Source organism: Bacillus cereus group sp. RP43 (assembly GCF_040459645.1).
Classification (GTDB): domain Bacteria; phylum Bacillota; class Bacilli; order Bacillales; family Bacillaceae_G; genus Bacillus_A; species Bacillus_A mycoides_C.
The window spans coordinates 1840140-1852966 of the sequence record NZ_JARVHQ010000001.1 but is presented as its reverse complement, the minus strand read 5'-3'; the positions used below and the strand labels follow the sequence as shown (position 1 = coordinate 1852966).

Below are 12827 nucleotides of genomic sequence, written 5' to 3'. Positions count from 1 at the left end.
TATAAGCCCGAGCAACCTTTTAGTTTGCTCGGGCTTATATTATTTCACTTGTATTTCAATATTAGAATCTCTATCATATCTTTTGTTCAATAAACCTTTTGTAACTAAAAGTACAGGAAATGCTACAGTTGAAAATATAGCGAGCGCTGAAAATACTACAAATCCATTTTGATACCCGTAATAATCGAGAAGTACTCCCCCAAACCAAGGACCAATTACTCCTCCAATTCCTGAAAAGCCCATCGCTCCGAAGTATGTTCCTTTCAGATTGGAATCAGCGATCTCATCAATAAATACATCTGTCATTGAAAACATTAAAACTTCTCCGAATGTAAAAATAATTGTACATATAGCTGCCCCTAACATGGATTCTACTAGTCCAAATCCAAACAATCCCCCGCTCACAAATAACGTTCCAACCATAATAGACGCTAATGGCGTATACTTTTTACACATTTGAATAACAGGGTATTGAATAACTACTACTGTAATTGCATTTAAAGCTAGCATATATGAGAACAACTTTACTCCATCCTGAAATATATGTGCATTTGCAAAATATTGAGATACTGTCGTCGTTAAATGGGAAAAGCCACAATTACTCAAAATAATACCGACTAAAGCAACTAAAAATACTGTGTCCTTTCGCAAAATGCGAATTGCATTTAACATTGTGACAGGCTTATCTGTATTTACTTTCTTTTGTTCCAGTGGATACTTCTTAAATTGAAGCGCTAATATAACTGTATATAGAATGTATACTCCAGCTGCTACTAAAAACGGAATTGTTGATTTTGCGCTTCCAATCTGTAATCCGACAAGTGGGCCAATCGCTACCCCAACATTTATTGCGCCGTAACGCAAATTATATACGAGTAAACGATACTCTGGTTTTGTTAAATCTGATAATAATGCTCTTGATGTCGGTTCAAAAAAAGACCGACATAATCCATTCAAAGCGTTTAATAGAAAAAAACTCAAAACATGATCTGCAACTGAAAATCCTATAAATACAAACACCCAAACAATCATGGACCATATTATAATCATCTTTCGACCAAATCGATCCGATAAATTGCCCCCAATAAAACTAGCAAACACTCCAACAAGTGCACTCGTTCCAATAATAGCACCCGTCATTCCAGCTGACACACCTTTAACAGTCGTTAAATAAATTGCTAAAAAAGGAATACTCATTGAAGTGGCAAACCTCGCAAATAGAGTCCCTATTATAATTGTCATTCCAAGCGGATGAATCTGTTGCAACTTCCCCTTCATCTCTAACCTACTCTCCCTTTTCCTACATAAAAAAAGAAAGCAAAGGATCTGCTTTCTTTTTCCTTTTATACTTGAGATGTTTGCACCCGAGCCGTTCTCGATATGTCCATATCAATGCCATATGTAAACTGTAATTCTTTACAAATATCTTTAATTAAAATGGCTACATTATACTTTTCATTAAATTGTAAAACAATGCTTTCCACTTCTTCATATGTATACTTATATTCGCCAGTAATTACACTTTTCAAATCAAAGCATTCGTTAATACAAAGCTGCACAAGTAATTGATCATACTTCTCTATCACATCTTCTTTCTTCCAAAGTAACTCCTTTACATATAACCGATCAAACTTCACACTTTCTCGGTTACAATCCGTTAAAATCCGGGTCATTTCATTTAGTTCTCGATATAATTCGGAAATATTTCTGCTTAAACTAAGCAGTTTATCTACACCGCTTTCATATAACATATTCATTCCACCCCCGCATTTTCTTCTTATTATAGCAAGAAAATTCTAAAAAAAGTTTCTTTCTTCTGAAATATTAGGAAACTAATTTCAATTGCTTTACAATGAAACTAGCTAACACGAAAGGGGAAAGAAACTTGGAGCAAAAATTATATTACGCTGACACTTATAAGAAAGACTTTACTACTAAAGTTATAAAGCAAGATTATTGTACAGAAGGAAACTTATATGTTGTCTTAAATGAAACTGCATTTTATCCAACAGGCGGCGGACAACCACATGACACTGGAACTTTAAATGGTATTCCGGTAATTAACGTTGAAGAAGTAAATGGAGAAATTCGTCATTTCATAGTAGAACAATTACATACAGAAAAAGTAGAAGGAAAAATCAATTGGGAGCGCCGTTTTGATCATATGCAGCAACATGCAGCTCAGCACATTTTATCTGCTGCATTTTGGGATCACTTTAACATACCGACAATTGGATTCCATCTTGGAAAAGAAACTATAACAATTGATTTAGAAACGACAAACCTGCCTACAGAAACGGTTGAAAAAGCAGTGCAAATTGCCAATAACATTGTTTTTGAAAACCATCCGATCCGTATAGAGTGGATGAACTTAGAAGAAGCGAAAACATTACCTCTTCGTAAAGAACCAACTATGACAGAAAATATACGTGTTGTTATTATCGAAAACTATGATTACAACGGCTGTGGTGGAACGCATCCGAAACACACTGGTGAAGTAGGTCCTATTCAAGTACTAGGATGGGAGCGCAATAAAGGTGGTATACGCTTAACATTTATCGCTGGTTGGCGCACCCTTAAATTAATGGGGCAACAGCAACAAATTATGAAAGATGTTTCTAAACAATTAAACAGTAGCGAAACTGATATTCCAGCAAAAGTGGCACAACTTCTTGCTTCTCAAAAAGAAAACGAAAAAGCAATACAAACAATGAATGAAAAATTATTATTTGCAGAAGCAAATGAACTATTACAACAACCTGCAGAAATACATGCTGGAACACTTATCTCTAAGGCATTTATAAATCGCTCTATGCAAGAAATCGCAAAACTTTCCGCTATTATTACAGAACAACAAGAGCATGCAATTACATATTTCGTTATTGAAAATGAGGACAAATTACAATGTATTCTTGCTTGTGGTAAAGCAGTGATACTCGATATGAATGCTCTTTTAAAAGATGCCCTTCCTTCTATTGAAGGAAAAGGTGGCGGAAATAAAAAAAGTGCTCGTGGCGGTGGAAAAGCGATTATGACTGGTGACGAGTTTTTAAATCAACTTGTTTCTTCTTTACAATCTGCAGTGTAGATTATTTTATGAAGTGGATGTCATTGAACTGTGTGACATCCACTTCTCTTTTCTGCTCCGTGCAAAGTAGTACAGTAAATGAAATTATATGAACGATTCTGCAAATATATCTATTACAACTCGCAATATATCAACGATTCTATAAGAAATATCGATTTACCGACAAAATACGAATATAAACACAACTTATAGAGTAAGAGGAGGCTGCTGCACAATAACAGCCTCCTCCTAATATTTACAAACCAATATTTTGTTTTAATCCTTGATAACTTCCTGCGTTCAAGAATTTTTCAGATGCAAGTTTAGTGAACCTCTCAGAAAAACCATAACTACTTAAATTTTCTATCGCTACCATTTGCACATCATGAATCGGGTTATGATCAAACTCGTTAGAAGGTAGCGTAATTTCACCTTCTACCTTTTCAAGTAAAAATGTAATATGTAATAAAGTGAAACTTTAATCAGTGGGGATTTTGTTCATCCCCCACTGATTATTAGTTGAACCAATCGGGCATTAACGGGCAGTTGATCTCCCACCTAACTTCTTTGCACAAGCCAAATTTTGAGGTGGGAGTTTTACTGCCCGTTAATGCGGGATAAAGATGGGCTAGCATCTGGTTTATCACAAACATAGAGTAGTTTCTTAATTTTAACTTCTAACCCTGTTTCTTCTTTCATTTCTCGAATCATTGCTTCTTCTAGCGTTTCATCGTTCTCTACCCTTCCCCCAGGTAAAGACCAATTCCGATTAGCAACTTTTTGATTTACTAGCAACACCTTTTCGTCTTCAATTAAAATACCAGTAACACGAACTTGCATTACATTTTCCATATGTAATCTCCTCTTCCCACTAAATTTACAAATTAATCCTTCCACAAAGAGAACGTACGTTTTATAATTAAAGAAAATTATGGAAGAAAGAAGTTGTTATGTTCATGCGTCCACCTTTAACAAAATCTATATCACTCGAAGATTTCCAAAACTATTATTGGCTAAAAACAGAACTACAAATATTTTGTCGTGAGCATGATTTACCAGCTAGTGGCTCTAAAATTGAAATAAGCGGGCGTATCTCTCATTATTTAGCAACGGGTAAAATATTAAAAAATAGTTCTCACCAAAAAGGAAGTAAAACTTCCCTCTCTTATAAAGATCTCTCTCTTCAAACGATTATTAGTGAAAATCACCGCTGTAGTGAAGAAGTTCGTACTTTCTTCACAGAAAAAATTGGAGCAAACTTTCGCTTTACAGTAGCTCTTCAAAAGTTTTTTAAAGAGAATATCGGAAAAACATATGAAGACGCGATAAAGTTTTGGTACGAAGAAAACGAACGTAAAAAAGACCCATCCTATAAAACAACTATCGGCACACAATTTGAATACAATCGTTTTACTCGTGATTTTTTCGAAGATCCTTGCAACAAAGGAAAATCAAAAGCTGATGCAATCGCTGCCTGGAACAAAATAAAAACAAAACCTGGTAGCAACGTGTATGTTCCTCAAAAAGTAGAAAACTAGTTATCTTGCTAGTCTTCTATTTTCTCAAATAATAGAGCAAGCCCTATTCCCCCACCAATTCCTAATGTCGCAATTCCATATTTCATATGCACTCTTTTAGCCTGATAAAACAAGCGCGTTACAAGCATAGCTCCAGATGCACCGTACGGATGACCAAGTGCAATCGCACCACCATTTACATTTAACTTTTCATACGGAATTTGTAACTCCTTTGCACAAGCAACAACTTTTGCAGCAAATGCTTCATTTATTTCAAGATAATCAATGTCCTCTACTTTTAAATTCATTTCATTTAATAACTTGTTCACTGCAAATATCGGACCAGTTCCAGGAAGGTTTGGATCAACTCCAACTACAGCACTGCGAACAAAACGAAGAACAGGCTTGTATCCTAATTTCCGGGCTTGCCCCTCTTCCATTACAAGAACAGCACATGCCCCGTCATTTACACCACACGAATTTCCTGCTGTTACCGTTCCATTTTGTAAAAATACAGGTTTCGTTCTCTTAATCATTCTTTCATAATTCATTTCTCGCTTTATAGATTCATCTAATAATCCATTAAAATAATGAGGTAATATCTCTTCTTGTATATATCCTTTTTCTAATGCTTGCAGCGTTCTTTTATAGCTAAGACAAGCATATTCATCTTGCATCTCTTTTGTTATGTTATACTGCTCTGCAACATACTCAGCGGCTAATCCCATATCTGGATCCCCAATTATTTCAGGCGAAAACCGTGCTCTATTTTGAAAAGTTGACGTACTTGTACTCTCTACTCCCCCAGCGATATAACAATTACCTGCCCCGCCTTGAATATAATGACACGCAGTACGAATGGCTTCTAATCCTGCACCACATTGCCGATCAATCGTTACACCAGGAATATGATAACCGAGTCCTGCTTCTAAAGCAGATAATCTTGCAACATTACCTCCTGGTCCAACGACGTTACCTAGTATGACATCATCTATTTCTCTCTCAATTCCTTTACTTAGAAACGTAAGAAGCGGCGCTAGTAATTGCTGAACTTCATAATCTTTCAACATCCCGTTTTTTTTGCCAATGGGTGTCCTTTTCGCTTCCACAATAACTGCTCTATTCATATATCTTCTCCTGATTTTCAATGATACTTTTTGCTGCATTACGAGCTATTTTCCCGCTACTTGTATAAGGGATGTCATCTACAAAATGCCATTCTTTCGGTATTTTAAAAGAGGATAATCGTTGTAGGCAAAAGCTCTTTAATTGTTGCTTCGTAGCACTTCCTTTTACGATAGCGACAGGTTTTTCACCCCAATAACTATCTTCTACACCAACTACAACTATTTCATCAACAGCTGGATGTGTCTGTAATACACTTTCTATTTCTTCTGGGTAAATATTTATTCCTCCAAATAAAATCATATTCTTCTCTCTACCAACAATATATATATAGCCTTCTTCATCTTGGTAGCCCACATCTTGTACTGTCATCCAACCACCCTTGGACAATTGCCGGATTATAGCTCCATCCGATACATAGCCCATAAAAAACTGATCACTTTTCACATACACAGTTCCTATCTCACCTGTCTGTACTTCTTCTCCTGCTTCATTACATATTCGAACTTGTACATTATGACAAGGCTTCCCTACTGAAGTCGGCTTTCTTTCACTCTCTTCATCGATCAATGCCGTTACAAAACTTAGCTCAGACGCACCATAAAACTCATATCTTTTTGCATAAGGAAACACATTCTTCATCTTTTCTTTTGCTTCAGCTTCCCATTTCGCTCCTGACGAAATAATTTTCATTTCACTTTCAATTACTTTATTTTCTTTATATAAAGACTCAAGCATTGTAGGAACTGTATACATTACAGAAATATTCTCTATCTTTATACTAGATAGCACTTGAACTGGTACAAACTTTCTCATTATATGTACCGTTTGCCCTAAAGATAAGGCACTTATTGCTCCATATAAGAATAAAGAATGAACAAGCGTCCCAGCTATTAAAATAGAATCTGTATTTTTCATATAAAAATCATGTACATTGCAATCAAAACTATGTACCCATGACTGTTGAGCACGTAAAAATGCTTTTGCCTTTCCGGTTGATCCCGATGTAAATCCCATATAAAAAGGAGCGTTTTGTACATTTTCTACAGGATGATATATAGGAAGATAGTTCTCAATCATTTCTTTCCATTCTTCAATCTCAATAACCCTTTCTTCTTCGCACGATATATCATTGAGCCTATACTGCTCCGCCACAATAATATCCGGTTTACTAATCGCTATTCTTTCTTTAAGTTCATCTCGTTTCCATTTTATATCTAGCGGCACACAAACCCATCCAGCCATAGCAGCACCTGCAAATAGTTGTAAAAACTCCATACGATTTTCTAATACAATTGCTACTGTTTTATTCTTCGATTCTTTTTCATTCAACCAATTTGCTACTTTACAAACTGACTCGAACCAATCTTTATATGTTAACACTCTATCATTTTCTTTAATCGCTATTTTATTCGGTTGTAAAGAGGCATACTTTTTGTATTCTTTTGTAATCCCCATGTGAGACGTCCTTTCTTTACAAAATAATAAAGAGAAACACGCACGTAACGTGTTTCTCCTTTTTCTTATCCTGCATTTGTAATTTTTTTATTCCTCAAAGCAGGCGTAATAATATGTTTCAATGAACGATGTAATTTCGTTACGAGAATTGCTGCTATAATCGCCTTTATGCAATCACCTGGTAAAAATACAACACTTACTTTCATCGTCTGCCATATGGAAATATCCATTACGAAGGCTTGTACAATAATACCAAATACATAAACTACGAAAATACCACCAATTATATTAATACATAATACCTTTATAATAGAAACTTCACGTAAACGCTCAATTAAATAACCAATGACAAACGCTCCAACGATATAACCAAGTAAATATCCTGCACTCGGTCCAACAAATATACCTGGACCCCCGCGTCCACCAGCAAGTAATGGTGCTCCAACTCCAACTATTAGTAAGAAAATAAGCTGACTTAATGCGCCAAGGCGTGAGCCTAACAACCCGCCAGCAAGCATAACACCAAGTGATTGTAATGTAATCGGAACTGGTGTAATAGCAAGAGCAATTGGAGGTATTAATCCTAACACTCCCATAATAGAACTAAATAAAGCGACGAAAACTAAGTTTTTTGTATTCATATTTGCTTCTCCTATTTGTAAACTTAAAATGATTTTTAGATAACATATTATAGAAGTTATATTATCTTTCTACCTATCCTTTGTCAACCTTATTTTTATATAAGTTTACAAATATAAATTCGATTATTTCTCTTTATGCAAATGCTCAAGTTCTTTCCGAAGCGCCTGTTTTAAAAACTTCCCAACAGATGTTTTCGGAATTTCCTCCAGAAATACAATATCGTCTGGTAACCACCACTTCGCAAACTGTGGTTTTAAAAATTCATATAGTTCTTCTTTTGTAACAGTACTATTTTTCTTTTGTACAACGCAGGCAACTGGACGCTCTTGCCACTGCGGGTGTGGGATTGCAACGACAGCCGCTTCAAATATAGCGTCATGTGCCATTAGAGCATTTTCAAGGTCAACTGAGGAAATCCATTCTCCCCCGCTTTTAATAACATCCTTCGTACGATCAACAATCTTTACGCACCCTTCCTCGTCAACCGTAACGACATCTCCTGTATATAACCAACCATCACGAAAACCTTCGACAGTACGATCATCGTTATAATAGCTTGCAGCGATCCATGGCGCTCGTAAACATAGTTCTCCCATCTCCGTACCGTCCCACTTCACTTCACCATTTGTACCGACTACTTTCATCTCTACACCAGGGACAAGATATCCTTGCTTCGATCTTATCTCAAGTTGTTCTTCATACGCCAAATCTGTTTCATAGCTTTTTAGACGTGCAAGCGTTACGAGTGGACTCGTTTCAGTCATGCCATATGCATGTACGAAAGGAACATTATATTTTTGCTCAAACGCTTTAATAACGCTTTTCGGTGCAGCTGCGCCTCCGCATAGTAGTCTCGTTATACTAGATAAATCGTAACTATTATTTTCTAACTCTTGTAAAACACCGAGCCAAATTGTCGGCACACCTGCAGCTATCGTTACTTTTTCAGTTTGAATCATTTCTAATAAAATTTTCGGTGTAAACATCGGTCCCGGAAGAACTTGTTTTGCCCCAAACCAAGTAGCCGCAAAAGGAAGTCCCCAAGCGTTCACATGAAACATTGGCACAATAGCCATTGCTGCATCACTTTCCGATAAAGCTGTCGTATCCGCTAATCCGAGTGCCATACAGTGCAACACTGTACTACGATGTGTATAAACAACACCTTTTGGATTCCCTGTAGTCGCTGACGTATAACACATACCAGCAGGTGTATTTTCATCAATCTCTTTAACAAATTGGAAATTCGGGTCGCCTTCTTCTAAAAGTTTCTCATAATGATATACAGGCTGAAGTGTAGTTTTTGGGAGCTCCTCTTTATCAGTCATAATAATATATGCTTGTACAGTCGATAATTCAGACTGGATATTCTCAATGAGTGGTACGAGATCTTCATCAATAAGTAGAATTCGATCTTCTGCATGCTGAATAATATATGAAATATGTTGAGGAGATAAACGAATATTAATTGTGTGTAAAACGGAAGCAATACCTGGAATAGCAAAATATGCCTCCACATGTCGATGATGATTCCACGCTAACGTTCCTATGCGCTCGCCTTCTTTAATTCCAAGCTTTTTTAACGCACTGGAAAGTCTTCTTGTCCTTTCCCCTAGCTGCTTATACGTTAATGTCGTAACTGTATCATGTGTCCGTGAAATGATTTCTTTCTTTGGGAATAGTTTTTCTGCCCTTTCCATCATAGAACTAATTGTTAGAGGTACATTCATCATCATATTGTTTACATCCTCCCTTTAAAGCGTTTTCATTTCTGTATATTATAACAGACTTCTACAAATAATTACGATATTTTTCTGTATTTTCTGAATTATTTCTTTGGAAATAATTCAGAAAATACTAGGAGAAAATCTACTAAAATTCCTTCTTACGATATATAAATACCGAAATAAAAAAAGAAAAGATATATAGGATAACGCCAAATATTGTATATAGAATTGAAACGTATACAGATGAATTTAAATTTGATATTGGAAATTGTTCTATTAGATAGCCAATTACACTTTGTAATCCAAAATAAGTAACAAGTCCCCCACATGCGCCTCCAATTGTAATAGCATCAGATTTTTCTGCTCCAAAAACATAGAGGAGTGGATAGGCTATTGCTCCGGCATTAAGAATGATGAAAGTCCCTAAAGAAACACTCTTAAATATACCATCATCAATTGGTGTATCTGAAACTAAACCATATACATAAAATATGCCATAAGATAATAAGGTACCAATAATTACAACTAAAAAATAGAAAAAGTAGTGGTTTGCACAATATTACTTCTAGTAACTGGTAAAGTAAGTACATATTTTTCATAACCCGACTTACTCTCATATTTAATAACTTCAAGTGCAGGAATCGCAGCAAATAAGATAATGAACGTAGCAATTAAACGGTACATTGAAGCATCACCAAAATAAAAAACGAATCCCGCTCCCAATATCGCTATTCCCATGAACGTAAAGAAAGTTCGATAAACTAGGTAATAGTTTGTCAATAATAAACCTCTCATTTATTTTTCACTCCTCGTTAATAAGACACTCATTTCTTCTATCGAGATGGTTCTATGAGCAATTCCACTTGGTAATTTATGTACATTTGATACGAGTACATTGAAATAAGAACCATGGTTCCTCTTTGCCACAACTATATCTTTATTGATTAAAGTTATTTGTTCCACGTCAACATCTACAATGGCGTAACTGCCCAAAACATTATCTTTTTCTTCATTCAATAAAATTTCTCCATCTTTTATAATGATAAGGTGGCTAGCTATTTTTTCTACATCACTCATAATATGAGAAGAAAGTAATATACCACCATTACTTTTACTCACAAAACTTTTTAATTCCTCTAACACACCCTCCCTGGATGAAGGATCAAGACCTCCCGTCGCTTCATCTAGGATTAATAATTTTGCATTATGCGACAGCGCAATAGCTATAGAGAGTTTCATTGACATCCCACGTGAGAATCCACCTACTTTTTCATTGGTAGATAAAGAGAAAGTATTAACTAATCGATAAAAATTTTCCCTATCCCAAGATTCAAACATCTTTTCAAAAACCTTATTTAGTTGTTTTATTGTAAGATGAGCTGGTAGATTCATTGCATCAAATACGACGCCTATCTTTTCCTTAATCTTGGCATATTTACTTATATTTTCTTCACCAAATATTTTTACTGTACCGCTATCTTTAGAAATTAATTCTAGTACTGTTTTAAAGGTTGTTGATTTCCCAGCCCCATTATCACCAATGAATCCAACAATTGATCCAGGCGGCACATTGAAGGAAACATCTCTTAAAACAACTTTGTTTCCAAATGATTTACTCAAATTTTTAATTTCTAGAAGGTTTGACATCATTCCACTCCTATCTTAACTTTTAATAAAAAACGAATAAAAATATGTTTTTTCCTATTAAAAATTGTCTACTTTTTCTCTCACTTTCTTTTTCAGTTTAAAAATGAAACGATTACTATATTCTTTATTTTCTACTAAAATCCGATACGTCTCTAACACTCCTAAAACACGAACAAAAAGATAAAACCCGATAGCAATAAGTACAACACAATAAGGATAATACTGCACGAGCTCTCCTGAAGTAATTCGTTTTTTCTCAAATAAAAATGGTATCGCTCCTGCTGCTATGAAACAAAGTCCAACGATTACTACTGCAGCATACTTCTTTTTAATAGTCGCATATCTTTTTGTCAATTCTTTCAAAAAATTTTGATCAAATAGTAATTCTTCTTTTTTTAATACATTGTATCGACTCTCTTCTATCGTTACAGGTACCATCATCGCTCCAATTCCAAGAACTGCAATGATAATGACAAGGAACGTAGACATTGTTGCATTTTCTTTTAATAATAAATACGGTACTGTAGATAAAATAAGCAAGCTAAATCCTAATGCGATATATTTAGAAATGTTTTGCCCATACACTACATACCCTTCCGCCATTTCCTTACTTACATAATAACCGTTTTCCTTTTCATTACTTTGCTCAGCAGTTTCTTTTAATAAGTAATCGAGAGAGACTTCAAATACATTTCCAATCATTATTAGTTTTTCAGTTTCAGGAAAACCTTGACCATTCTCCCATTTACTAACCGCTTGCCTTGTCGTGTTTAATTTCTCAGCTAACGCTTCTTGAGAAAGGCCTTTTTCCTTTCTTAATTTAAAAAGCTTTTCACCAAATCCCATATGTGTATCCCCCTTTGCTTTCTTAACTAAATTGTATGTAAACATTGCTCTCATCTCTATCTTCCTACAGTTGCACTTTGTCAACTTACGGTTGCGATTATGTTATATAGCGGTTTTATATACGATTTAGCTATTTTTCTTCTATGATTATGGCGTTAATAAAACAACTGTCCCTTAATAACCAATTATAACAATTAAAGGTAATTATTGTTATAAAAATAAAAAAACTCCTTTATTCATTTAAAGGAGTTTTCGTTATGAACTATTCTAAGATGGCTACTTTTAATTTCTTCTATATATTTTTCTGTATCATGTAATGCATCTTATACAGTATATGTTTTTATCTCTTTTTTAAGGCGTACTCATATATATGTAAAATGTCACTTATATTATATTAAATTAACTTAATGTAATATATTTCGTGTACAACGTTTTATATTACCACTTCTCAATAATCATAACGGCTTCTGTTTAAACTTTTCATAATTCCGTACCTTTAATAAAAGGATATTCCCGCAGTCCGTACAAACATAAGCATCTACTGGAGATGATGTAAACATCGTTTCCTTTTTCCTTATTTGTGCATATCCGACAAACTCACCTTCTCCTATGTTATGAGAACCGCAATTAGAGCATGCCTGCACGTCTTTCAGTTTCATGAGAGCACCACCTTTAATCTGTTTCTACTCCCTTCGACAGTTCACTTCCATTTCCCTTCCAAAAACCTTCTTATTCTCTTACATTACAACAGGAATCCTATTAGAAAAAACGTATATATACTATGAATATATTTTTTTG

11 protein-coding genes and 3 pseudogenes are annotated in these 12827 nt (G+C 35.0%); 2 read left to right on the top strand and 12 right to left on the bottom strand.

What is annotated here, in order from left to right:
- Positions 1 to 39: 39 nt before the first annotated feature.
- Together QCI75_RS09740 and QCI75_RS09735 are read right to left on the bottom strand one after the other, a co-directional pair.
- The gene (locus tag QCI75_RS09740) at positions 40 to 1278 is read right to left on the bottom strand and encodes an MDR family MFS transporter (RefSeq protein WP_144503839.1); all 1239 of its coding nucleotides are present in this window, start codon (positions 1276 to 1278) and stop codon (positions 40 to 42) included.
- Between the two features lie 65 nt (positions 1279 to 1343).
- Positions 1344 to 1751 (bottom strand): hypothetical protein, encoded by a 408-nt coding sequence (locus tag QCI75_RS09735; RefSeq protein ID WP_142344837.1) that lies wholly within the window; start codon positions 1749 to 1751, stop codon positions 1344 to 1346.
- A 134-nt stretch (positions 1752 to 1885) separates the two neighbouring features.
- Between QCI75_RS09735 and QCI75_RS09730 the strand changes: the two genes are divergently transcribed.
- Complete coding sequence (locus QCI75_RS09730; RefSeq protein WP_186320831.1) at positions 1886 to 3088, top strand: alanyl-tRNA editing protein; 1203 nt, start codon at positions 1886 to 1888, stop codon at positions 3086 to 3088.
- A 235-nt stretch (positions 3089 to 3323) separates the two neighbouring features.
- Here QCI75_RS09730 and QCI75_RS09725 read toward each other — a convergent pair.
- Positions 3324 to 3536: pseudogene (locus QCI75_RS09725) on the bottom strand (NUDIX hydrolase); the annotation flags it as partial.
- Positions 3537 to 3688: 152 nt separating this feature from the next.
- Positions 3689 to 3919, bottom strand: a pseudogene (locus QCI75_RS09720) (NUDIX hydrolase); the annotation flags it as partial.
- 104 nt (positions 3920 to 4023) lie between these two features.
- Between QCI75_RS09720 and QCI75_RS09715 the strand changes: the two are divergent.
- On the top strand, positions 4024 to 4605 hold the full coding sequence (locus QCI75_RS09715; RefSeq protein ID WP_144503843.1) for a DUF6434 domain-containing protein: 582 nt from the start codon (positions 4024 to 4026) through the stop codon (positions 4603 to 4605).
- 8 nt (positions 4606 to 4613) lie between these two features.
- On the opposite strand, the gene QCI75_RS09710 is transcribed toward QCI75_RS09715, so the two are convergent.
- From QCI75_RS09710 to QCI75_RS09675, 8 genes and pseudogenes are all read right to left on the bottom strand, one after another.
- A complete protein-coding gene (locus QCI75_RS09710; protein WP_144503845.1) occupies positions 4614 to 5711 on the bottom strand; it encodes an acetyl-CoA C-acyltransferase in 1098 nt (365 codons plus the stop codon).
- Complete coding sequence (locus QCI75_RS09705) at positions 5704 to 7167, bottom strand: acyl-CoA synthetase (RefSeq protein WP_144503847.1); 1464 nt, start codon at positions 7165 to 7167, stop codon at positions 5704 to 5706. The genes QCI75_RS09710 and QCI75_RS09705 overlap by 8 nt, the downstream gene beginning before the upstream one ends.
- Before the next feature lie 65 nt (positions 7168 to 7232).
- The gene (locus tag QCI75_RS09700; protein WP_144503849.1) at positions 7233 to 7808 is read right to left on the bottom strand and encodes a biotin transporter BioY; all 576 of its coding nucleotides are present in this window, start codon (positions 7806 to 7808) and stop codon (positions 7233 to 7235) included.
- Between the two features lie 123 nt (positions 7809 to 7931).
- The gene (locus tag QCI75_RS09695; RefSeq protein WP_353760361.1) at positions 7932 to 9545 is read right to left on the bottom strand and encodes a long-chain fatty acid--CoA ligase; all 1614 of its coding nucleotides are present in this window, start codon (positions 9543 to 9545) and stop codon (positions 7932 to 7934) included.
- A gap of 136 nt (positions 9546 to 9681) precedes the next feature.
- A pseudogene (locus QCI75_RS09690) lies at positions 9682 to 10331 on the bottom strand (ABC-2 transporter permease).
- Entirely contained in the window at positions 10332 to 11183 is an 852-nt protein-coding gene (locus tag QCI75_RS09685; RefSeq protein WP_353760360.1) for an ABC transporter ATP-binding protein, read from the bottom strand.
- 57 nt (positions 11184 to 11240) lie between these two features.
- Positions 11241 to 12029 (bottom strand): helix-turn-helix domain-containing protein, encoded by a 789-nt coding sequence (locus QCI75_RS09680; RefSeq protein ID WP_337692309.1) that lies wholly within the window; start codon positions 12027 to 12029, stop codon positions 11241 to 11243.
- A 455-nt stretch (positions 12030 to 12484) separates the two neighbouring features.
- Positions 12485 to 12688, bottom strand: a complete 204-nt coding sequence (locus QCI75_RS09675; RefSeq protein ID WP_144506387.1) for a hypothetical protein — start codon at positions 12686 to 12688, stop codon at positions 12485 to 12487.
- Positions 12689 to 12827 lie beyond the last annotated feature (139 nt).